At 51.7% G+C, this 20,925-nt stretch carries 24 protein-coding genes; 10 read left to right on the top strand and 14 right to left on the bottom strand.

Annotated elements, in window-relative coordinates:
- Nucleotides 1-110: 110 nt before the first annotated feature.
- The 6 genes from ABHF33_RS13095 to ABHF33_RS13070 form a co-directional block, all read right to left on the bottom strand.
- Nucleotides 111-590 carry a YHS domain-containing (seleno)protein gene (locus ABHF33_RS13095; RefSeq protein WP_348944366.1) on the bottom strand — a complete coding sequence of 160 codons (480 nt, stop codon included), beginning with the start codon at nt 588-590 and terminating at the stop codon, nt 111-113.
- Between the two features lie 338 nt (nt 591-928).
- Complete coding sequence (locus tag ABHF33_RS13090; RefSeq protein ID WP_348944365.1) at nt 929-1,597, bottom strand: Crp/Fnr family transcriptional regulator; 669 nt, start codon at nt 1,595-1,597, stop codon at nt 929-931.
- Between the two features lie 8 nt (nt 1,598-1,605).
- Nucleotides 1,606-2,373, bottom strand: a complete 768-nt coding sequence (xth, locus tag ABHF33_RS13085; protein WP_348944364.1) for an exodeoxyribonuclease III — start codon at nt 2,371-2,373, stop codon at nt 1,606-1,608.
- 190 nt (nt 2,374-2,563) lie between these two features.
- Nucleotides 2,564-3,037: a DUF4124 domain-containing protein gene (locus tag ABHF33_RS13080; protein WP_348944363.1), complete on the bottom strand. Its 474-nt coding sequence runs from the start codon at nt 3,035-3,037 to the stop codon at nt 2,564-2,566.
- Between the two features lie 47 nt (nt 3,038-3,084).
- Nucleotides 3,085-3,516 (bottom strand): hypothetical protein, encoded by a 432-nt coding sequence (locus tag ABHF33_RS13075; RefSeq protein WP_348944362.1) that lies wholly within the window; start codon nt 3,514-3,516, stop codon nt 3,085-3,087.
- Entirely contained in the window at nt 3,510-4,454 is a 945-nt protein-coding gene (locus ABHF33_RS13070) for a Nudix family hydrolase (protein WP_348944361.1), read from the bottom strand. The genes ABHF33_RS13075 and ABHF33_RS13070 overlap by 7 nt, the downstream gene beginning before the upstream one ends.
- An 89-nt stretch (nt 4,455-4,543) precedes the next feature.
- On the opposite strand from ABHF33_RS13070, the gene ABHF33_RS13065 reads away from it, so the two are divergent.
- Entirely contained in the window at nt 4,544-4,978 is a 435-nt protein-coding gene (locus tag ABHF33_RS13065) for a hypothetical protein (RefSeq protein WP_348944360.1), read from the top strand.
- Nucleotides 4,979-5,053: 75 nt separating this feature from the next.
- On the opposite strand, the gene ABHF33_RS13060 is transcribed toward ABHF33_RS13065, so the two are convergent.
- Both ABHF33_RS13060 and ABHF33_RS13055 read right to left on the bottom strand, forming a co-directional pair.
- A complete protein-coding gene (locus ABHF33_RS13060) occupies nt 5,054-5,734 on the bottom strand; it encodes a Bax inhibitor-1/YccA family protein (RefSeq protein ID WP_348944359.1) in 681 nt (226 codons plus the stop codon).
- Between the two features lie 112 nt (nt 5,735-5,846).
- On the bottom strand, nt 5,847-6,926 hold the full coding sequence (locus ABHF33_RS13055) for an enoyl-CoA hydratase/isomerase family protein (protein WP_348944358.1): 1,080 nt from the start codon (nt 6,924-6,926) through the stop codon (nt 5,847-5,849).
- A 159-nt stretch (nt 6,927-7,085) separates the two neighbouring features.
- Here ABHF33_RS13055 and ABHF33_RS13050 point away from each other — a divergent pair, with 159 nt between their 5' ends.
- The 3 genes from ABHF33_RS13050 to ABHF33_RS13040 all read left to right on the top strand — a co-directional run bounded on the left by ABHF33_RS13050 (nt 7,086) and on the right by ABHF33_RS13040 (nt 9,462).
- Nucleotides 7,086-8,096: a M14 family zinc carboxypeptidase gene (locus ABHF33_RS13050; RefSeq protein ID WP_348944357.1), complete on the top strand. Its 1,011-nt coding sequence runs from the start codon at nt 7,086-7,088 to the stop codon at nt 8,094-8,096.
- Nucleotides 8,093-8,836 (top strand): alpha/beta fold hydrolase, encoded by a 744-nt coding sequence (locus ABHF33_RS13045; protein ID WP_348944356.1) that lies wholly within the window; start codon nt 8,093-8,095, stop codon nt 8,834-8,836. Before ABHF33_RS13050 ends, ABHF33_RS13045 begins: the two co-directional genes overlap by 4 nt.
- A gap of 86 nt (nt 8,837-8,922) precedes the next feature.
- On the top strand, nt 8,923-9,462 hold the full coding sequence (locus tag ABHF33_RS13040; RefSeq protein ID WP_348944355.1) for an NADPH-dependent FMN reductase: 540 nt from the start codon (nt 8,923-8,925) through the stop codon (nt 9,460-9,462).
- A 13-nt stretch (nt 9,463-9,475) separates the two neighbouring features.
- On the opposite strand, the gene ABHF33_RS13035 is transcribed toward ABHF33_RS13040, so the two are convergent.
- From ABHF33_RS13035 to fur, 4 genes are all read right to left on the bottom strand, one after another.
- The gene (locus ABHF33_RS13035; RefSeq protein WP_348944221.1) at nt 9,476-10,432 is read right to left on the bottom strand and encodes an IS1595 family transposase; all 957 of its coding nucleotides are present in this window, start codon (nt 10,430-10,432) and stop codon (nt 9,476-9,478) included.
- A gap of 143 nt (nt 10,433-10,575) precedes the next feature.
- Complete coding sequence (locus tag ABHF33_RS13030; RefSeq protein WP_348944354.1) at nt 10,576-11,301, bottom strand: arginyltransferase; 726 nt, start codon at nt 11,299-11,301, stop codon at nt 10,576-10,578.
- Between the two features lie 24 nt (nt 11,302-11,325).
- On the bottom strand, nt 11,326-12,030 hold the full coding sequence (gene aat / locus ABHF33_RS13025; RefSeq protein WP_348944353.1) for a leucyl/phenylalanyl-tRNA--protein transferase: 705 nt from the start codon (nt 12,028-12,030) through the stop codon (nt 11,326-11,328).
- Between the two features lie 17 nt (nt 12,031-12,047).
- Nucleotides 12,048-12,473, bottom strand: a complete 426-nt coding sequence (fur, locus tag ABHF33_RS13020; protein ID WP_157670049.1) for a ferric iron uptake transcriptional regulator — start codon at nt 12,471-12,473, stop codon at nt 12,048-12,050.
- Nucleotides 12,474-12,560: 87 nt separating this feature from the next.
- Here fur and ABHF33_RS13015 point away from each other — a divergent pair, with 87 nt between their 5' ends.
- Nucleotides 12,561-13,040, top strand: a complete 480-nt coding sequence (locus ABHF33_RS13015) for an outer membrane protein assembly factor BamE (RefSeq protein WP_348944352.1) — start codon at nt 12,561-12,563, stop codon at nt 13,038-13,040.
- Nucleotides 13,041-13,841: a 4-hydroxy-tetrahydrodipicolinate reductase gene (gene dapB / locus ABHF33_RS13010; protein WP_348944351.1), complete on the top strand. Its 801-nt coding sequence runs from the start codon at nt 13,041-13,043 to the stop codon at nt 13,839-13,841.
- A 548-nt stretch (nt 13,842-14,389) separates the two neighbouring features.
- Here the strand turns inward: dapB and ABHF33_RS13005 are convergent.
- Together ABHF33_RS13005 and ABHF33_RS13000 are read right to left on the bottom strand one after the other, a co-directional pair.
- On the bottom strand, nt 14,390-15,559 hold the full coding sequence (locus ABHF33_RS13005; protein WP_348944350.1) for an NAD(P)/FAD-dependent oxidoreductase: 1,170 nt from the start codon (nt 15,557-15,559) through the stop codon (nt 14,390-14,392).
- A gap of 285 nt (nt 15,560-15,844) precedes the next feature.
- Complete coding sequence (locus ABHF33_RS13000) at nt 15,845-16,225, bottom strand: response regulator (protein ID WP_348944349.1); 381 nt, start codon at nt 16,223-16,225, stop codon at nt 15,845-15,847.
- A gap of 85 nt (nt 16,226-16,310) precedes the next feature.
- Between ABHF33_RS13000 and mutL the strand changes: the two genes are divergently transcribed.
- The 4 genes from mutL (at nt 16,311) to miaA (ending at nt 20,889) form a co-directional block, all read left to right on the top strand.
- Complete coding sequence (mutL, locus tag ABHF33_RS12995; protein ID WP_348944348.1) at nt 16,311-18,323, top strand: DNA mismatch repair endonuclease MutL; 2,013 nt, start codon at nt 16,311-16,313, stop codon at nt 18,321-18,323.
- Nucleotides 18,323-19,093, top strand: coding sequence for a hypothetical protein (locus tag ABHF33_RS12990; RefSeq protein WP_348944347.1), 771 nt, complete (start codon nt 18,323-18,325; stop codon nt 19,091-19,093). The genes mutL and ABHF33_RS12990 overlap by 1 nt, the downstream gene beginning before the upstream one ends.
- A 147-nt stretch (nt 19,094-19,240) precedes the next feature.
- Entirely contained in the window at nt 19,241-19,954 is a 714-nt protein-coding gene (locus ABHF33_RS12985; protein WP_348944346.1) for an NYN domain-containing protein, read from the top strand.
- Nucleotides 19,951-20,889, top strand: a complete 939-nt coding sequence (miaA, locus tag ABHF33_RS12980) for a tRNA (adenosine(37)-N6)-dimethylallyltransferase MiaA (RefSeq protein WP_348944345.1) — start codon at nt 19,951-19,953, stop codon at nt 20,887-20,889. Before ABHF33_RS12985 ends, miaA begins: the two co-directional genes overlap by 4 nt.
- Nucleotides 20,890-20,925 lie beyond the last annotated feature (36 nt).

Below are 20,925 nucleotides of genomic sequence, written 5' to 3'. Positions count from 1 at the left end.
CCCTCAAAGCATACAGCGTGATGTAGTTCACAAAAAAACTGGGTGATTTCTACACTGAAATCACCCAGTTTTTATTCAGCAAGCACAAAACCTAGTCACAGCCGCGACAATTATAGCCCTTTTGGTGGCACATTCTTAATGTCTGGCCAGCGAACGTAGGCTTGTTTGACGTAGCCATCCACATTCACAGTCCAATCTTTGTAAGCGCTTTTCGCCGTCAGAAACAGATAACCATCAACGATTTTGTACGACAGCGGGTCGCTATCAACTTTCTTTTCCTTGGCTACCGCTTGGGCGCAGAAACCACCAAAACGCGGGGCATACTGAGCTGGATTAGATTTGAATTTTTCCAAATTGGCTTTAGAAACAAAGTAATACGTGCCGCCCTCGTAACTGAATTTGTAATCCGAGTCGCCTTGTGCCGGTTTGCCGGAAAAGTAAGAAATCGGATCATAGCCGCGCAAAGCAATGCCTTTGTCATCTACATTCACCGGCAAATTGGAGCTGGGATTAAATGCAAAAGTCATCGCAGGGACCGCCAACAGGCAGCTCAATGCCAAGCACGAAGCAAGCATACTCTTACGAAACATTATAATTTCCTTATATTCCTGAATTGGGTTAGTACATTAACTTACTAACGTCATTAGGCATGATTTACTTTTATGTAGTCAACTCGATGAAAATACAAATGCCAATCAATTGCAGCACTACAACACATTGAATAATTCAGCGTAAAAATCAATCATTTTTCCAGACAAACGGCAAAATATCGGCAAATCATTGCAATCGAGCACCGATCCAGATGCAAAAAAACCCGGCACTGGATGCCGGGTTTGCAGATAAGAGAAAAGGTGCGTTGTAGTTTGCAATCAATAATGATCAATGTTTGCCCAAATCAACAACTCCAGATACCACAGCGGGTATTGGCTTATGGCAAGCTATTCAAGTGACTTATCAGGATATACCCCCCGCGCATGCTCAACCACTGCTGAGATTCCCATGCGCTGAGCTGCTTATTGACACTTTCCCGCGTCGCCCCGACAAAGTTGGCCAACTCCTGCTGGGTCAACTTCAGGTCAATACGAATGCCTTCAGCGGTTTCATCACCATGGTTTTGTGCCAACTGCCGCAGCACTTTGGCCAGACGCTGCGGTAAAGGCAAAAACAGCGTGTCTTGTACCAGCTCATCGGCGCTGCGTAAACGCTCGCACAGCGTTTGAATCATTGAGCGCATCACCAGCGGGTGCGCATTCAGGTACTGATCGACCATGGCGCGTTGCAGCACCAGCAATTCACAATCTTCCAGCGCTTCAATGGTCGCCGTTCTGGGGCCGCCGTCGAGCATGGCCAGCTCGCCAAAGACTTCCCCGGCCTCCAGGATAGCCAGAGTAAGCTCGCGCCCTTCCGAATTGCTGCGCATTACCTTCAGCCGCCCATGAATGACGGCATACATCTCGTCACTCAATTCGCCTTGTGCCAGCACCACCTGCTTGGCGCGCACCAGACGCGATTGGGCATGTAATGCCAGTTCGGCCAGCTCTTGATAGCTGAGTTGGCAAAACAGGCTGCTGCCTGAAAGTAATTTCGCTTTATCCATTTTCTAGCTCAATCTAAAGTAGCAATCACAGGGGTATGATCCGATGGACGCTCATGCTTGCGTGGTTCAACGTCGATCTGGCAGCTGCTACAGCGTACCGCCAGTGCGGGTGACATCAGGATATGATCAATCCGCAGACCGGCATTTTTCTTGAAAGAAAAGCCGCGGTAATCCCACCAGCTGAATGATTTCTCGGGTTGCTCAAATTGCCGGAACACATCGATCAGCCCCAAAGCCTGCAAGCCCTGAAATGCCGCGCGTTCTGGCGGGGATACTAATACACCACCTTGCCATTTTCGGATGTCATGTACATCACGATCTTCGGGTGCAATATTGTAATCACCCAGCAATGCCAGCTGCGGATAGCTTTCTAGCTCCTGCACCAACCAGCCATGCAGGGCAGCAAGCCAGGCCAGCTTGTACTGGTATTTATCTGACTCCAGATCCTGACCATTCGGAATGTAAGCGCCAATCAGCCGCACGCCATCAATCGTCGCCGAGATCACGCGTTTTTGCGGATCTTCAAAACCGGGGATATTGATCACCACATCTTCAATCGCCGAGCGGGCAATAATGGCCACACCGTTATAGGTTTTCTGTCCGGCAAAGGCCACTTCAAAACCGGCGGCACGAATCGCCTCGGCAGGAAAAACCGGGTCGTCCATTTTGGTTTCCTGCAGGCACAAAGCCGTCAGATCCGGGTTATTGTTCATCCACTCCAGCACCTGATCCAAGCGTACTTTCAGGGAGTTCACATTCCAGGTTGCAATTTTCATCGTTGTCGCTCGACAGTCATCCGGAGGCAAATTGTAACAGCAGGATTGCGCTTGCAAGAGAACTTAAATCTGCCTGCGGCAAGCTCGATAAACAGAAGATAAAGACAGGCTGAATATTGCTAATCCACAGAGCTCAATGCAGGGATTGGCTGCACGCTCAAAACACCACGAACGCCAGTGGAAATTGCTGCTATTTTCTTGGCAAAGGATAGCCAGCCTTGCTCAATGCGGCCTGCCAAACCGGGCTATTCCATTCCTTAAGGACTTCTTTACCAATAATTAGTACTGGCGGCCTTGCCTGCATGGTGCCGACGGCGGTAAAAAAAGCCAGCATGGTTTTTTCGTTGGTAGGATCGACATTGCGCACTTCATACTGCACTTGGCGCAAATCCAGAATCGCCAAAGCCTGGCTACACGCAGGCTCACAGCTGGCACTCACCCACAGGACAACCTCATCTTTGGCGACTGCGGGCTTGGCCTGTACCTGACTGGCATTGCCGATGGTATTGGGCCGAATGCTTCGCTCCTTAACCCCGGAGACTGGCGGCGGCTGATCAGAATAAAAAACGCGGCCTTCGGCATCGCGCCATTGATAAACTTTGGTCGCCAAAGCCGGATTAATTGCAAGTGCAAGCAGCAGCAAACTCAAGGATATTTTTTTCATTCTGACTATTCCGTTTCAACACCGCAGATTTAAACCGTATCAGTATCTTAGTTGATTTTTGATGAGGTCTTGATCTGCACGGTGCTTTGATCAATCTCTAACACAAGCAACCAGTCATGCCTGGCCTCGGTGCACAGCGGTAATGCCATATTGGCTTGCCAGTTGAGGCCATCGGCCGATTGAAAGCGATATTCATTTGGCCCCATTGCCATCCCTAGCATTTCCCAGCGTCCGCGTACCCGCCCAGCCTTGGCACTGAGCAATACCTGAAATGGCTTGGTTGTACTAATGGCTTGATTGGCGCGAATGACATAGGTTTCATTGCCAATCACAAACTGGCAGGCTTGCTGCAGATTTGGACACGCCACTTGGTGTATTAAGTGAGGTTTTGCACCCTGCCAGTTTGCAGCCCAAAGCCCTAATCCAAGCAAAATTAACAGCACGAATCCGGCGAGCAGATGTTTTTTTTTGCTCACCATGCCGCACTCAAGATGGCGACCCCTTGCGCTCCCAACGCCTGAGCCTGAGCCAAAGTGGCCAAACTTTGACCACCAATCGCATAACACGGGCTGGACCATCCTTGCTCAAGTAACTGGGCAAACTGCGCCCAACCCAAAGGTGGCTCTGCCGGATGGCTATTGCTCGCCGCCACGTGCCCTAGAACGGTGTAATCTAGTCCCAAGGCATTGGCATATCGCAGCTCTTCAAGGTGATGAGTAGACGCACCGACCCAATCAAAACCATCTGGGCGCCCATTCAGTGCCATTAACTGGCGTGAAGTCAGGTGGACACCATCGAGCGCCAAAGTGCACAAATGGCTAAGATCACCATGACCGACCAATTTGCCACCATGCGGGCGTGGCAACTGCGCCAGTTGCTGACACAGCTGGGCATAGTCATCCATAGTGCGTTGAGGTTCGCGCAGCACCAACCAGGCTGGGCCAGCTTGCCAGTAAGCCGCCATTTTGCGAATCAGCTCTGCATCATCAATCAGGCCAGCAGGCGAGAAGATTAACGTGTCGTTCAGGCTTAATCCGCGCAAAATAGGGCCATTGGCCGGCAAAATCGGCGATACATTCAGTTGGCCTGCACTTTGCCAGGCAAACTCCTGCCCCTCATGCGAGACAATCTCCCCAGACCATGCGGTAACGCGATAAAAATACAACTCAACCAGTGCATGCGGATAGTCAAAGCGCTGGCATAACCAAGGCCTGGCTTGCAGTACCTCGATGCCCAATTCTTCAAATAGCTCACGCTGCAGCGCGGCCAAGGGGGTTTCACCCTGCTCCAGCTTGCCGCCGGGAAACTCCCAATAACCGGCATACGGCTTGCCAGCGGGTCGGCTGGCAAGCAAAAACTGTCCGTCTGCTTGCTGCAAAATACCTGCAGCCACCCGGGTTACTTTTCTTTCATTCATCGTTTGTCAATTAATCCACAGTTTATTACTTGCTTTACCATTGCTTTCAATAAGAATTCAAAGGTCTGATTTCATCACTAAGCCCTGCCGTGAAACCCAATCTGATTGAACTACAGCACAGCCAGATAGCGCGCACATTGGTGCAACTCAATGCCTTGATCCATGAGCCGGAAATGGTCTGCAGCATACTGGCCGTTTCGCCGCAAAACATTGTAAAAGGCCTCGCCTGGGGCTCACATTTCAATGCGCTGATTGTACATGATCATCACTGGTATCTAGCGCGGGACATCCCGATCGAGCTGCTCAGGTCCTTGCTGCCGCAGATTGAAGGCATCAACCGCATTTTTTTCATTCAACAGTTCATCCAGCCTCTGGGGCACTGCTCGGTAGAAGAAGCTGCGCAGTATCTGGTGAATCTGCAACCCTGCCTGCTATGCAAACACACATGGGAGCAGCTGGACATGATGGCTGCACCTTTGCAAGGAGTGAGCTGCACTCTAGCGCCACCTGCTGTCAGGGTTTAAAGCAGGCAGAGAGGAAATAAAAAAACCGCAGTCATTCAAGAACTGCGGTTTTTTTATTACAACAGTGATTTTTAATCAATCACGGCTATTGCCAGAGAATGCCATCAGCAAATGTAGCAAGCTGGTAAACAGATTATAAATGTTCAAATACAGGCTCAAAGTGGCAGAGATATAGTTGGTTTCACCGCCATTCACAATACGACTCACGTCGTACAGGATAAAGCCTGAAAAGAGCAAAATCGCAACTGCAGAGATCGTTAATGACAGTGCTGGAATGGCAAAAAAGACATTTGCAACAGCCGCCAGCAGCACCAGCACCAGACCAATCATCAAAAATTTACCCATGAAAGAAAAATCTTTCTTGGTCACCGTCGCAATACTTGCCAGCGTAAAGAAAATGGCCGCAGTGCCTACCGCTGCAATCCCGATTAATTGCGCACCATTACTGAACTTCAGTGCTGATTGCAAAATCTGGCTTAGCCATAAACCCATAAAACCGGTGTAAGCCAGCAAAATAGCCACACCTGCACCCGATTCTTTGGTTTTCTCAATGGCGTAAAAAGCACCAAAGCTGACGCCCAGAAAAACGATCAGCCCCATCCATGAGCCCATCGCAAATTTCATTGAAATACCAAGCATCGCGCCAGCTGCAGTGGGCAGCATTGATAGTGCCAGCAAGAAATAAGTATTGCGCAGCACGCGGTTGCGTTCCGCCGACAGTGTCGCGCTCCCGTACGTTGCAGTATTGTATTGCATGATCAGGCTCTCCTAGTCTTATTCAATCGACGCTAATGCGTCTATCCGTACGCGATAAGATGCGGTGAAACACAAAAAGTTTCAAGTAAAGTTTGCAAGTCATGTGCTTTTCTCAACCCGGTTGTTCAGATAACGGCACAAAATGGGCTTCAATCACCGTTATATCCAAATTTGCATAGGAAGCTTCACGCCAGCGGGGCTGTTGCTGACGGTCAAACAGGGTGCAATAAATCCCTTCTTTAAAATCGCCGTAGCGTAAAGCGCACGCAGCCATTCTGGTTTCCAGCTCAACAGTTTGCGCCAAACTCAATGTTTCGCAACGCTGCTGCAGAACCCAGCTCAGATAGAGCGACGTTGGCGAGGCGGCAGCCAAACGTTGTGCGGCATGTTGCAAATAACTGCTCTGTCCGGTATTAGCCAAGGCGAGCAAGCCGTCAATCGCAGCAGCAAAACTGCCCTCGCAAAAACGGCTAATCTGCTCTTGATACGGAATCAGATTGGCTTGCGGTAAATCGGGGGACAACTGCTGGTCCAGAAAGTCGCTTAGCAGCAATGCATCCCTATCAGCCTCTGCAGACCAGGGCAAATTGGCCATAGCCAGCAAGATAGTATGGCGCTGCGCATCGTGGCAAACCCAGTCGGCTGCCCCCAAGTGCAACGCATCTGCCGCATTGAGCGCTGCACCGCTCAGCGCCAGAAAGCGCCCAACGCCCTGCAATTGTGGCAACCACCAACTGGCGGCCACATCGGGAAACAGGCCAATACCGGTTTCCGGCATTGCCAAGCGGCTCGATTCAGTGAGCACCCGGTGGCTGGCTGCAGCAAATAAACCCCAGCCACCGCCCATCACAATGCCGTGCCCCCAAGCCAGAATCGGCTTGCGCCATTCCCTGATCGTTTGGCATAAGCGGTATTCTTCGGCAAAAAAAGCATCACCCTGTGCAATCTGCGCTGGCTCACTCATGGCCTGGTGCAAAGACTTCAAATCACCACCAGCACAAAATCCGCGCTCCCCCGCGCCGAGTAAAACCACGGCAACCACCCGCTCGTCTTGCTCCCATGCCACCAAGGCGGCCGCCATTTGCCTGACCATGGCCAGATTCTGGGCATTAATCCGCTCTGGCGCACTCAAAGCCAAACATCCGATTTGTCGATCTGCCGCCGTCTTTAACAGAGAAACATGGACCGTCATTGATTAAAAACCCTTGGTTAATTGCCTCCCATTCAGCCTGCTCTATCCCCCGAATGCAATCGGTAAAATCCGCATAGGCAATAGCACTGCAGCGATAACTTGTAACATAAGTCTGACATGCCTCACCTATAGTTTGGCAAATGGCATCAAGGGCAAGGTATGCACACGCTACCAGAATTACAACAGCTGGAAGAGCTGATAGCGCAAGCTCCGGCAGAAGTCACCGTGCAGACCCACGGGCAGGTTCAGGCGACACAAGGGACATATCCGATCTACAGCCTGAGCATGGGTAATCCATCCAGCAACGCTGCCGTCTTAGGCTTTTTTGGCGGCATCCATGGGCTGGAACGGATAGGCTGCCAAATTTTACTGGCACTGCTGGGCAGCCTGTTTGTGCGTATGCGCTGGGATAGCAGCTTGCATTACAAACTGCAAAACATGCGTCTCGTATTTATGCCGCTACTCAATCCAGCTGGTATGGCCAAAGGCTGGCGCAGCAACGCGCACGGCGTTGATCTAATGCGGAACGCACCTGTTGAGGCTGGTCAGCGTGTTCCGTTTCTGTTGGGCGGGCACCGCATCAGCCGACACCTGCCCTGGTATCGTGGCGAGATAAATGCCCCGATGGCCAAGGAAAACCAAGCTTTATGCCAATTTGTGGCCGAGCAATTATTCCAAAGCCCGCTCAGTATCGCCCTCGATTGCCATTCCGGCTTTGGCTTGCGGGACCGATTATGGTTTCCCTATGCCCATACCCAGCAACCGATTCCGCATCTGGCGGAAATTTATGCGCTCAGCCAGCTGTTTCAGGAAAGCTACCCCCATCATCCGTATCTAATTGAGCCACAATCTAGGCAATACATTACGCACGGCGATATCTGGGATCATCTGTATCAGCAGCAATTACTGCACAGCGAGCGGGTGTTTTTGCCGCTCACTCTCGAACTCGGCTCCTGGCTCTGGATCAAAAAAAATCCGCGCCAGCTTTTCTCGCTCGGTGGGCTGTTTAATCCGGTCGTTCCACATCGGGAACAAAGGGTGCTGCGCAAACATCTGCTGCTGTTTGAATTCATGATGCGGGCCGTCCATGATGCAGGCCGCTGGCTACCGCAGCAGGCAAACCGGGCACAATTGCAGCAACAGGCACTTCAACACTGGTATCGCCAATGAGTACATGGATCTTGCTACGCGGGCTCATGCGGGAAACTCGCCACTGGGGCGATTTTCCGCAGCAATTGCAAACACGCTTCCCGGATGATCGGGTGATCGGCCTTGAATGGCCGGGCAATGGCTCACTCTATCGGCAAAAAAGCCTGAACAGCATCAAAGAAATGGCAGGGTATTGCCAGCAAACCCTCATTCAGCAAAGGGCTAGCCAGCCATACCATGTGATCGCGATTTCGATGGGCGCTATGGCCGCACTGGAATGGGTACGATTGCGCCCTGTGGATGTGGCCAGCTGCACGCTCATCAACACCAGCCTGGCGGCCTTTAACCCTGCTCATCAACGCTTGCGAGCGCGCAACTGGCACCGGCTGGTGGCGCTGGCCTTGCTGGGGCCGACTGAGCGCGAACGCGTCATTTTTGATTTATGCAGTAATCAGCGCGACGCAGCGGCATTAAGTGCGTGGCAGCAATACGCCAAAGAATGCCCAGCTTACTTTACCAATGTGCTTCGGCAATTATGGGCCGCCAGCCAGTACCGCGGCGATCGCTCCCCTCCCTCAGTCCCGACATTACTGCTCAATAGCGCGCAAGACCGGCTTGTCGATCCTGCTTGCTCTGCCAGCATCGCTCGGGCTTGGCAATGCCCGCTGAAAACCCATCCTTATGCCGGACATGATCTGCCGCTGGACGCGCCAGAGTGGGTACTGGATCAATTGACCGCCTGGCTTGCGCAGAAAAACTGAACAAGTCGGGCAAAGAATTGCACTTTGCTGCGGCAGCACTTGAAGCTAAGCTAAACAGGCTTTTAACCCAACAGGAAACACACATCATGAAAGTTCTGGCCATCTGCGGTAGCCTGCGTGAGAAATCGACGAACAAAGGCATGCTGCGCTGCGCGCAAGCCAATGCGCCTGAAGGCATGGAGATTGAGATTGCCGATTTGTCAGCTATCCCTTTTTACAATGCCGATATCACCGAGCCACCTGCGGCAGTCAAGACTTTGCTCACACAGATGGCCGCTGCTGATGCGTTTATCCTGGGCGGCCCTGAATATAATTACTCGATTTCACCGGCACTGAAAAACGCCATCGACTGGGCGTCACGTGCAGAAAACAATCATATTCTAGGCGGCAAGGCCGCCGCATTGATGGGCTCTGGCGGTGGAATGGGAACATCAAGAGCGCAGTATCATTTACGGCAGGTGTGTGTATTTGTCGACCTTCACCCCTTGAACAAACCCGAGGTTTTTGCCAATGCATTTGCCGGTGGCTTTGATGGTGATGGCAATGTGACTGACGAGAAAATCCGCGACAATATTCGCGCCCAATTGATTGCGCTGGCTGCCTGGTCAAACAAAATCAAGGCTTAATAAAAACACCTGATTAGGTAGTCACCTCAGCTTTCTTACGCAGCCAGCGTTCGGTTTTTGGTTCGCAAGTTACGGCCGCCGTGAGTAAGTGCAGGGGCAAGGTGTCCAGTCGAAAGCGGCGATTGAACCGGTAGGCAATCGCTGCTAAATACCGATCCGCATATTTACTAAATGCGAATGCATGATACGTCCCCGATAAGCTGGTTTTTACATTCCCCAGTACCGTATTGATCCAGTGAAACATCGGCAAATCTTTCGGTTTCCTACCGCCAGCCACATACGGCTGGTGAGTACAGCCCACTTCGCTGACCGCTGTGAAGCAATACAAGCCATCAGAAATCACCTGCGTACCCGGCGTTAAACACGCCTTCGCCCATTCGATGATGGCTTGCTGACTAAACCCAGCCACTGGCGTGAGCTTGAGATAGATGGGGTGCTGCTGTTCATCCAGCGAAACCGCCGCCACAAAGGGCACTTTATTTTCCGAACCTCGCCCAACTTTGCCGCCTGAGCGCTCGCCGCCTAGATAGGCGTCATCGATTTGCACCGTGCCACTGAGCGTATAGGCTGAATCTCGTTGTTGCATGGCCTGCATGATTTTATGTTGCATCAACCAAGCAGTGCGGTAATTGATGCCGAGCTGCCGTTTCAGTGCCAAGGCCGACAAACCAGTTTTGGCTTCACCAATCAAATACAGCGCCAGAAACCAGATCCGCAGTGGTAGCAAGGTTTTTTGCAGCAAGGTGCCTGCGGTGAGCGAGGTTTGTTTGCGACAAGCGGCACATTGGAACAGCGGATGAGTGCGGCCCTGAATGCGATAGCAGGCGGTATGCTGGCAATGTGGGCAGCGAAACCCTTGTGGCCATCGGGCCCGTTCCAGCGCGGTACGGCACTGATCTTCGGTAGCAAATTGACGATGAAACTCGGGGAGCGATAAACCGGGTTGGAACTGAATGCGATTCATAGCCATGATGTCGACTCCTGATAGGCGCTACATACTGTCAGTATGATTCAGCAAATCAATGTTTGCTGAGATGGCTACCTAATCAGGTAAAAACAAAGGGTATATTGATAGAGAGCAATAGCTGATTGACCTCCATCAATATACCCAATCTATTCTTGCAGCAACTGCCACAGCCCTTTGATCCGCCCCTCAATAGGCTGATACTGGGTTTTATACGACATTTTGCGACAGTTCTTGATCCAGTAACCAAGATAGACATAAGGCAAACCCAGCTGTTTGGCCAGCCCGATCTGCCAGAGCACGTTGTATACCCCCAGGCTACGCGGCGCCAAATCCGGGTCAAAGAAGGTATAAACCGAAGAAATGCCGTCTTCCAGCTGATCAATCAAACTCACCATGCGTACGACGCCGTCTTCCAGAAATTCGGCCAGAAAGCTGGCGACATTACTTTTCAAGACAAAACTCTCGTATTGCTCACGATTATCCTGATCCATGCCGCCCCCGGGATGGCGCGACTGCTGATAGCGCTGATAGAGGCTAAAGTGCTCTTCGCGAAAAGCCAGCTCCATCAGCCGCACCCGCAAAATCTGATTTCGTTGCGCCACACGCCGCTGAGTGCGATTAGGCACAAATTGATTCACGGGCAATCGAACTGGCACACAGGCCTGACAGTGGTCACACCAGGGACGGTAGACAAACAACCCGCTTCGCCGGAAGCCTTGTTCGACCAGCTGGCTGTAAATATCGGAATCAATCAGATCGGAAGGCACCGCCACCTGCGAGCGGGCTAACTGACCATCCAGATAACTACAGGGATAAGGTGCCGTGGCATAAAACTGAAGTTGCACCGTGTGCTTGCGAAACGTATCGTTCATAGCAACCTCGGATAAAGGCTTAATCTAGCCAGAGCCTCGTGATTCATAGTGATAAGACCAAGGGCCCAACACATCAAACTGGGCGGTCAGTTGTTGCAATTGCCGCATAAACTCAGCGCGGTCAATTTCCTGCGCACCAAACCGGGCCAAATGATCGGTATACATCTGGCAATCAATCAGCCCAAAGCCTTGCGCCTGCAGCCATTGCACGGCGTGAACAAAGGCAATTTTGGATGCGTCGGCGCGCTTGGCGAACATGGATTCACCATAGAACATTTTTCCGATCCCCATGCCGTAAAGCCCGCCAACTAGCTCGTCATCCATCCAGCACTCGATACTGTGCGCAAAACCAGCCTCATGCAAAGCAATATATGCAGCGAGCATGTCAGCAGATATCCAGGTGCCTGGCTGCTCGCCTCTAGGCGCAGCGCACAGGCTCATCACCAGAGCAAATTCAGTATCAAAAGTAACCCGGTAGGATTTGTTGCGCAGTGTTTTGGCAAGAGAGCGATGGATATGCAATTGCGCCGGATACAACACCATGCGCGGGTCCGGGCTCCACCACAAAATCGGTTCACCCGGCATAAACCAGGGAAAAATGCCCTGACGGTAGGCCGCCAGAATCCGGCCTGGCGCAAGATCCCCACCTGCTGCCAGCAGGCCGTTTGGCTCGGTTAATGCTTGCGATAAAGGCGGAAATTGATGGCGGTGATCAAGCCACGGAATCATGCTGGGGCAGCGCTCGATTATTTTTTGAGCTTGAGCTGGCAGTCAGAACAAATACCGTACAGGTACATCTCGTGCTCTTGAATCTGGAACCCGTGTTTTTCGGCAATCGCATCCTGACGCGCTTCAATTTCCGGATCAAAGAATTCGTCTACCTTGCCACACTTTACACAAACCAGATGATCGTGGTGATCCCCGTGATTGAGCTCAAAAACCGATTTGCCGGTTTCAAAATGGTGACGAACCAAAATACCAGCCTGCTCAAACTGAGTCAGCACCCGATACACCGTGGCCAAACCCACATCAATTTCTTCAGCCAGCAATAAACGGTAAACATCTTCAGCAGTCAGATGGCGTTCAACACTGGTTTCAAACAAATTCAGAATTTTTAAACGCGGGCCTGTGGCCTTTAAACCCATGCCTTTTAATTCAGCGGCTTTGCTCATTTTAATTTTCCCACTTTCCAGATGTGCGGTGTCGGCGCAATACGGTTATCATATAGCGTTTTTCGGTGCCGCGCACCGACCCTCACAGTGAAGCGTACGAGCATGAAGGCTAGAATCTTAACTGTAATCATCAGTAGCAGCCTGTTTTTGGCAGGTTGCAGCGTTGTCAATGTCATCACGCCTTATAAGCTGGATATCCCGCAAGGCAATGAAGTGACAGCAGATCAGATTGAAAATTTGAAAGTCGGGATGACGCAAACGCAGGTTCGTTTTATTTTAGGCACACCGCTACTGGTTGATCCATTCCATCAAAATAATTGGGAATACATTTATCGCGAGCAGCGTGGCGGCCAAGTCAAAGAGCAGAAACGATTTACGGTTTTCTTTGAAAAGAATATGGTCACTAAATGGGAAGGCGATGTGCTGCCTGAACCTGCGGCACGCAAAGCGCTGAGAAGTAAAGCCAGTGCGCCAGTCGCAGAGAATTTGATGCGCACTCAGGCTGACCCGGCAAATCCAGGCAGCAAAGACATTGAAGTCAAACCACTGATAGATAAAGGATTTTAAATGACGATGAAAATCGCCATTGCCGGTGCCAGCGGGCGCATGGGGCAAATGCTCATCGAAGCGGTAATCAATGCACCCGACGCCCAATTATTTGCCGCACTTGATCGTGCTGGCAGCGGCAGTATCGGTAATGATGCTGCAGCTTTTTTGGGTAAAAACAGCGGGGTGCTGATTTCAAGCGATCTCGCTGCGCTCAATGGCGCAGATGTGATTATCGACTTCACCCGCCCCGAAGGCACGCTGGAACACCTCAAAGCCTGCCTAGAATACGGCGTCAACATGATTATTGGTACCACTGGCTTTGATGAAGCAGGCCGCGCAACCATTGCTAGCGCAAGTGAAAAAATCGCGATTGTATCGGCTTACAATATGAGCGTTGGTGTTAATCTGGTATTTAAATTGCTGGAAATAGCCGCTGGCGTACTGAATCAGGGTTACGACGTTGAAATCGTCGAAATGCACCATAAGCACAAGGTTGATGCGCCCTCGGGCACGGCCATTGCCATGGGCGAAGCGGTCACCAAAGCGTGGGATAAAGCACTCAAAGATGTAGCCGTTTGGTCGCGCGAAGGGATCACTGGCGAGCGCCAGGATGGCACGATTGGTTTTGCAGCACTACGCGGTGGCGATGTAATCGGTGATCATACGGTGGTATTTGCCGGCGCAGGCGAGCGTGTAGAAGTCACCCACAAAGCAAGCAACCGCACTATTTATGCCCAAGGCAGCTTGCGGGCGGCGCGCTTTTTGGCGGGAAAAACGGCAGGGCAATTCAATATGCAGGACGTCTTGGGTTTAAATTGAATTTTCCAAGACCTGCGATAGCCATGACAAATGTAAAAAAGCGAGGTCGGAAACGGCCTCGCTTTTTATTTCCCCTTCGATGAAATGAATAATCAGCTTGGAAATTCAACTTCTGATTATTCGCTCTTTCCTACAACATACCTGCTATTTCTCGTAGATCAAACTACCAATAATGCATTTAAAACTGTTAAAAGTTAGTGATTAACTTGGATCTAAACAGTACTGCAATCACAGCAAAGATGCTGCACAACACGATCTACGACACATGCCACTACGAAAGAACGTCATCTAAAGATCAACGGGCTGCCAGATCGACACCCCGTGGCTGGCTCGGCATTTTATTGATTGAGGCGAGTACCTTGACTGCCTTATACCGAAAACCACTTGCTTCTCGATCAATGTATTGATCAGGGCTAGCCTTTGCGGCTGGGTACTAAAACATCCAGAAAACAATTCTTCAAATTGGCCTCCTGTGCTTCAGTTTTTAACAACAACTCATCGAATCCCAAACTGGCCTCCTGTTTTGTTGCTGTAGTGTTACTCTAGTCCTAAATATTCAATCCTGCAACATATCCAGACGACCAAGCCCATTGAAAATTGTATCCGCCCAGCCAGCCGGTCACATCGACCACCTCGCCAATAAAGTATAAACCGGGTACTTTGCGCGCCATCATGGTTTTGGATAAAAGCTCATCAGTATCAACCCCGCCACGGGTCACCTCGGCTTTTTTATAGCCAACGGTCCCGGATGGCTTGACTTGCCAGTGGTGCAGCTGACGCTCCAGCTCTTGCAATACTTTAGGAGAGTATTGCTTCAAAGGCTTTATTTCACCTTGAGTCTGGAGCCATACCTGCACAAATCGCTTGGGCAAAATCTCGGATAACACGGTTGACAGCAGCGCATCGCGGCTGGCATGGGCAAAAATAGCCTGTAAATCCAGATCCGGAATCAGATCAATTTCAATCACTTCGCCAGGCTGCCAATAGCTGGAAATCTGCAAAATCGCCGGGCCGGATACGCCTTTGTGCGTAAACAAAATCGCCTCGCGAAACTGTTGGTTTTGGCACGAAACCACCGCTTCTTCGATCGCCACGCCAGCCAATTCTGGCCATAAATCTTCCGGCTGAAAGGTTAATGGCACCAAGGCTGCGCTTTGCGGCACGATATTGAGGCCAAATTGCTTGGCCACTTCATACCCAAATGCGGTGGCACCAATTTGCGGAATCGACAGCCCACCACTGGCGATCACCACGGATTGGCACTGCCACGCTTCCTGGCTGGTTTCAACAAGAAAAGCGCCAGACTCTGCGCGCCTCACGCTGTGAATACTTGTGCCCATACGCCAGGTCACGTCACCTTGCATCACTTCATCTTTGAGCATCTGAATAATGCCCTCGGAATTTTGATCGCAAAATAACTGGCCCAGCGTTTTTTCGTGAAAGCTCAGGCCGTGCTTATACACCATCGCAATAAAATCATGCTGGGTATATTGCTTGAGTGCCGATTTAACAAAATGAGGATTATTCGAAATGTAGCAATCTGGGTGAATATTTAGATTGGTGAAATTGCAGCGCCCGCCGCCAGAAATGCGGATTTTTTCTGCCAGCTTGGTGCTATGGTCAATCAGCACCACTCGCCGCCCGCGTTGCCCAGCCGTTGCCGCACACATCAGCCCCGCTGCGCCAGCGCCAATAATCACTACATCAGTTTCAAACATATTTAGACCCCATATCAAGCCCGCATTGTACCTGTTCAGGGCTGATATGCACCCGAGGATCACGGCCTATTTGAGGTATGGATTGCCGTCGTGCTGATGCGAATTTTCGATGAAGCCAGGCGCAAATTGCCCTCCATTCAACTTCAATATGCGCCCTACAATACTTTGCTGATCAATAAAAAACACTACCGCATGTAGTTGACAGCGAGACCCGAGAGCACGTGGTTTACCTCGGCTCAGCCCGACATTGGCACAGGCTACAGCGCTCAAGCAGAGCCACGCTGCTTAAAGTTTCACTCCTAACGCTTTACCGATGGCATCGAGCAGGCGCGCTGGCGTGAAGGGCTTGACGACAAAGCCACTGGCACCAAGGCCGATGGCTTCACGCACGATCTCGCCGGTAGCTTCGCTGCTGACCATAATCACTTTCGGTTGCGGGGTCAGCTTGAGCAGCTGTGGCAGTAACTCCATGCCATCCGACTCGGGCAGATGAATATCGAGCAACACCACACGAGGTGAAAGATCCATACACGACTTCAAACCTTCGTGCGCATGCCCCACCTGAGCCAGTACCTCGATATTCAATTGCCGTAACATTGCGGACATCAGATTACGAATAATTGAATCATCATCAATAATCACACAGCTGATTTTTTTAGTCGGCATCAAATTTATCCAAGCTCTGAAGGAAACAAGGCTGGCTGTTATACTGGCGAACCTACCGTGCTTTATCTTAGACCAAGCCTGCCCCATGCCACGTATTCAATTGCTATCTGATCATCTGGTTAATCAAATCGCTGCCGGTGAAGTGGTTGAGCGCCCGGCGTCGGCGCTCAAGGAATTGCTGGAAAACAGCATCGACGCGGGAAGCAAAAATCTGCAGATCGAACTGCAAGCGGGCGGCACCAAATTACTCAAAGTCATCGACGACGGCTGCGGCATTGCCAAGGATGAACTCGAACTCGCGCTGCACCGCCACGCGACGAGCAAAATCGCCAGCATGGACGATCTGGCGCGCGTCGGCACGCTGGGCTTTCGCGGCGAAGGGCTGGCGTCGATTGCGTCGGTGTCGCGCCTGACGCTGACCAGCCGCTTCAAAGACAATGGCGAGCTCTCACCCCACGCCTGGCGCGTTGAAGCCGATCATGGCCGCCTGCTTGATCCCGAGCCTGCTGCGCTCGCCGCTGGGACGACGATTGAAGTGCACGAGCTCTATCATCAGGTACCCGCGCGCAAGAAATTTATGAAGTCGGACAGCACCGAATACGCGCATTGCGCGGCGATGATCGAACGCATCGCGCTGGCCAACCCGGACGTTGCGTTTACTGTGATTCATAACGGGAGCGCCAAAAATCGCTGGCAGGCTGGCGATTTGAATAAACGCGCAGCGGCGATTATTGGCGATGAATTTGTTAAAACTGGTATTCCGGTGGATGAAGGCTTTGGCTCGCTCAAGCTCTACGGCATTGCCGGATCGCCAACGCTGGGAAAATCGAGCCGCGAATCGCAATTTTTCTTTGTAAATGGCCGCTTTGTACGCGATAAAGTCGTCCAGCACGCCTTGCGCGAAGCCTACCGCGACGTGCTGCACCACAATATGCACGCGGCCTTTTGCCTATTTCTCGAGCTTGACCCCGAAGGCGTTGACGTCAATGTGCACCCGACCAAAATCGAAGTGCGCTTCCGTGAAAGCCAGGCAATTTATCGTTTTCTGATTACCAGCTTGTCCAAGGCGCTGGCGAAAACGACGGCCGGAGCTTCAACTCAGGATACACCTGCAAGTATTGACCCAGAGACAGGAGAAGTATTAGCCCCCACGGCAATACCCCCTAGTGGCGAATTGAAACCACAAGACTACGCCCAGCTAGCCTACCGCCATCAGCAAGCAATGCCGCTGCCGATGGCGAACGAACCGTTCGCCAGCTATGGAACAGTCTCGAGCGAACCATTGGCGCTATACGACAAAATGTACGGCGACTTGCGGTATAGCGATTCGCGCTCGGATCACTCGCAATCAGGCACGAGCCGCAATAACACGGCGCAGCCAGCATGGATGAAACAGCTCGAAGCCATTCGCCCAACAGCTAACTCATCGACCAGCAATGATTTTGTTCCAACCGGTTTTCTCCCTTCGGGCAGCGCCGCCAACACCTCGCTACCGGAAGCCGACGACAGCGCGATTCCGCCGCTGGGCTTTGCAATGGCGCAATTGCACGGCGTTTATATTCTGAGCCAGGCGCAGGACGGCATGATCGTCGTCGATATGCACGCTGCGCATGAACGCGTCGTCTACGAAAAGCTCAAAACCGCGCTCGATTTGCAAGCAATGCCAATGCAGCCGCTGCTGATCCCGCACGTTTTTGCCGCCGACAAACTCGATGTTGCCACTGTTGAAGATCACGCCGAAGAACTGGCAGGCCTTGGCCTCGAAATCTCGGTGTCGTCACCAACACAACTCGCCGTTCGCGCCGTGCCGATGCTGCTGAAAAACAGTAATCCGGTTGAGCTCGCGCAAGCGATGCTGCGAGACATTCGTCAGGTCGGCGTCTCGCAAGTCCTGGCTGGCCGCAGGAATGAATTATTGGCAACCATGGCCTGCCACGGCTCAGTGCGCGCCAACCGCAGCCTCACCATTCCCGAGATGAACGCGCTACTGCGCGAAATGGAAGTCACCGAGCGGTCAGGACAATGCAACCACGGCAGACCGACTTGGTTCCGCCTGAGCATGAATGATCTGGATAAGCTGTTTATGCGGGGGCAGTGATGATCAGCATCCTGATCGCCAAGCTGATCGCAGGGCCAGTTGTCATTGCTGCAACCAGCCTAGCTGGGCAGCGCTGGGGGCAACAAATGGCGGGGGTGCTGGCAGGCTTGCCAAGTTTGGCCTTGCTGATTATTGGCGTGATTTGGCTCGAGCAGGGCGCAGACTTCATCCAAGACGTCATTGAATATGCACCAATCGGCTTGTTTGCCAACACGGTTTACATTCTGCTACTCGCCTGCGCCAGTCGATTTTTCAAGGTCAGCGGCACGATTTTGCTCGCCCTACTCGGGTATTTTCTGATGGCGGTCGTGCTCGTTAAAATCGATGCACAGCAGATACAGTATGGAGGTATTTATTCTATTGCCTTTTTGGGCATAGCCTACAAAGCAATACCCAAACAAAACAAGCTTCCCATCACCAGCAGTCTGCCCAAGGTTGAGCTTTTTGCCCGCATGGCACTGGCGGCCTCACTGATTATGGTTCTGAGTTTGACGGCTCCGGTTTTGGGTACTGGCTATAGTGGCATCTTCACTGGTTTTCCGGTGGCCTCATTGATTTTACCAGCCTTTACCTTCGCTCTGTATGGACGCACTGCACTGCTACATCAATTGCGTGGCTTTGTGCTGGGTTTAATGGGTTTTGCCCTGTGTTTCCTACTCTGGCCACTGGGCATCCCTCACCTAGGGTTTGCCGCCCTGATCCCCGCCTTGCTGGCTGCGGTGCTATGTACCGCGAGCCTGCACTTTCTTTCGCAACGCCGCGCTTGTTAAGGCAATGAACAAGAGAGTCAATGCAAAGTTTTTCTTGAAGCAATTGATCAAATACTCGATAATCGAGTCATCCAGCCCCTAGCAGTAAGCCATCCAAATCATCGAGGATGAGCCGAACCTTGGGGCTTTTTCATTTCGGGATTCAAAATGAGTACAGCGATACTGATAGACGGGGCTTTCTTCATAAAACGCTTCCGCCAGATTGAGCCTCATAATCGTCTGGATCATCAACGAGCTGCCGATCTTGCATTTCGTTGGGCACTTGCTCACTTAAGCTCTTCTGCAAACCCTCGTCATCGAAATGAGCTTTACCGCATTTTTTTCTATGACTGCCCACCTCTAGAAAAGAAACTGCACAATCCTATTTCTGGGCGAGCGATTGATTATTCAAAATCAGATGAAGCGATTTTTCGTCATCAACTTCACGAACAATTACGAAATAAACGCAAAGTTGCATTACGACTAGGGCATCTAGCAGGCAATATTAATTGGACAATCAAACCCGACTCCATTCAGAGATTGCTAAAGCAGCAAATGAGCTGGGATGAAATCACACATGAGCATGTAACGCCGAGCTTCAGTCAAAAAGGCGTGGATATGCGCATCGGTATTGACATCACCTCACTGGCACTAAAAAAACAGGTCGATCAAATCGTACTGATTGCAGGCGATGCTGATTTTGTACCTGCAGCCAAACTCGCTCGCCGTGAAGGAATTGATTTTATTCTTGACCCAATGTGGCAAAGAATCCCGTCAGGCCTGAATGAGCATATTGACGGGCTACGCTCAACTTGCCCCAACCCAATCACACTAAAAGCGGCTTCAGTTACAGCCGCTCCAAACATCCCGACCACAGAATGAAACTTCCCCCCGCCATCTTCATCATGGGCCCAACCGCCAGCGGTAAAACCGCAGCGGCAATGCATTTGCTTGAGTCGGGCTTGCCTGTTGAGCTGATTTCGGTCGATTCGGCGCTGGTCTTTCGCGATATGGATGTCGGTACGGCCAAGCCGACTCACGAAGAATTGCAGCGTGCGCCGCATCATCTGATCGACATTATTGACCCAACCGAAGTGTATTCGGCGGCGCAATTTCGCTCTGATGCGCGAGCGCTGATGGATGACATCACCGCACGCGGCAAGATTCCGGTGCTGGTCGGCGGCACGATGTTGTATTTCAATACACTGGAACAAGGCATCCACGATTTGCCCGAAGCCGATGCGGCATTGCGTGAAACGATACACGCCGAAGCGCTGGCGATTGGCTGGCCGAAAATGCACGAAAAGTTGGCTGCGCTTGATCCGATTACCGCCGCGCGACTCTCGCCGAATGATTCGCAACGCATCGAGCGCGCGATTGAAATCTGCATGCTGGCGGGCAGACCGATGTCGGCGATTCTGGCTGAACCGGCACAAGACACGCTGGCCTACAATCTGCTCAAAATCGCCCTGCTGCCCTCAGATCGCGCCGTTTTGCACCGTCGGATCGAAGCACGTTATGACACGATGCTCGCTGGCGGATTGATTGATGAAGTGAAAACGCTGCGCGAAAAATACGCACTCAATCTCGATCTGCCCTCGATGCGCTGTGTCGGCTACCGTCAGACCTGGGAATATCTGGATGGCGAAGTCGACTTGAAAACCAGTCGGGAGAAAGGCATCGCCGCGACCCGGCAGCTGGCCAAACGCCAGATGACCTGGCTGCGCAGCATGGAACAATTGCAGACCATCGATTGCAGCGGCATCAATATTTCAGCTGAATCGCTGGCGCTGAGTCAACGCTTTCTCAACATTTGAATCGACAATAAAAAAAATGGCACTCACACAGTGCCA

This window comes from Chitinibacter sp. FCG-7 (genome assembly GCF_040047665.1).
Taxonomy (GTDB): domain Bacteria; phylum Pseudomonadota; class Gammaproteobacteria; order Burkholderiales; family Chitinibacteraceae; genus Chitinibacter; species Chitinibacter mangrovi.
The sequence above is the reverse complement of the archived record's forward strand: the minus strand, read 5'-3'. Positions and strand labels throughout refer to the sequence as shown.

Coding starts and splice junctions, on each gene's coding strand:
- ABHF33_RS13095 (WP_348944366.1), bottom strand. CDS start 590: ATGTTTCGTAAGAGTATGCTTGCTTCGTGCTTGGCATTGAGCTGCCTG.
- ABHF33_RS13090 (WP_348944365.1), bottom strand. CDS start 1,597: ATGGATAAAGCGAAATTACTTTCAGGCAGCAGCCTGTTTTGCCAACTC.
- xth (WP_348944364.1), bottom strand. CDS start 2,373: ATGAAAATTGCAACCTGGAATGTGAACTCCCTGAAAGTACGCTTGGAT.
- ABHF33_RS13080 (WP_348944363.1), bottom strand. CDS start 3,037: ATGAAAAAAATATCCTTGAGTTTGCTGCTGCTTGCACTTGCAATTAAT.
- ABHF33_RS13075 (WP_348944362.1), bottom strand. CDS start 3,516: ATGGTGAGCAAAAAAAAACATCTGCTCGCCGGATTCGTGCTGTTAATT.
- ABHF33_RS13070 (WP_348944361.1), bottom strand. CDS start 4,454: ATGAATGAAAGAAAAGTAACCCGGGTGGCTGCAGGTATTTTGCAGCAA.
- ABHF33_RS13060 (WP_348944359.1), bottom strand. CDS start 5,734: ATGCAATACAATACTGCAACGTACGGGAGCGCGACACTGTCGGCGGAA.
- ABHF33_RS13055 (WP_348944358.1), bottom strand. CDS start 6,926: ATGACGGTCCATGTTTCTCTGTTAAAGACGGCGGCAGATCGACAAATC.
- ABHF33_RS13050 (WP_348944357.1), top strand. CDS start 7,086: ATGCACACGCTACCAGAATTACAACAGCTGGAAGAGCTGATAGCGCAA.
- ABHF33_RS13045 (WP_348944356.1), top strand. CDS start 8,093: ATGAGTACATGGATCTTGCTACGCGGGCTCATGCGGGAAACTCGCCAC.
- ABHF33_RS13040 (WP_348944355.1), top strand. CDS start 8,923: ATGAAAGTTCTGGCCATCTGCGGTAGCCTGCGTGAGAAATCGACGAAC.
- ABHF33_RS13035 (WP_348944221.1), bottom strand. CDS start 10,432: ATGGCTATGAATCGCATTCAGTTCCAACCCGGTTTATCGCTCCCCGAG.
- ABHF33_RS13030 (WP_348944354.1), bottom strand. CDS start 11,301: ATGAACGATACGTTTCGCAAGCACACGGTGCAACTTCAGTTTTATGCC.
- aat (WP_348944353.1), bottom strand. CDS start 12,030: ATGATTCCGTGGCTTGATCACCGCCATCAATTTCCGCCTTTATCGCAA.
- fur (WP_157670049.1), bottom strand. CDS start 12,473: ATGAGCAAAGCCGCTGAATTAAAAGGCATGGGTTTAAAGGCCACAGGC.
- dapB (WP_348944351.1), top strand. CDS start 13,041: ATGACGATGAAAATCGCCATTGCCGGTGCCAGCGGGCGCATGGGGCAA.
- ABHF33_RS13005 (WP_348944350.1), bottom strand. CDS start 15,559: ATGTTTGAAACTGATGTAGTGATTATTGGCGCTGGCGCAGCGGGGCTG.
- ABHF33_RS13000 (WP_348944349.1), bottom strand. CDS start 16,225: ATGCCGACTAAAAAAATCAGCTGTGTGATTATTGATGATGATTCAATT.
- mutL (WP_348944348.1), top strand. CDS start 16,311: ATGCCACGTATTCAATTGCTATCTGATCATCTGGTTAATCAAATCGCT.
- ABHF33_RS12990 (WP_348944347.1), top strand. CDS start 18,323: ATGATCAGCATCCTGATCGCCAAGCTGATCGCAGGGCCAGTTGTCATT.
- ABHF33_RS12985 (WP_348944346.1), top strand. CDS start 19,241: ATGAGTACAGCGATACTGATAGACGGGGCTTTCTTCATAAAACGCTTC.
- miaA (WP_348944345.1), top strand. CDS start 19,951: ATGAAACTTCCCCCCGCCATCTTCATCATGGGCCCAACCGCCAGCGGT.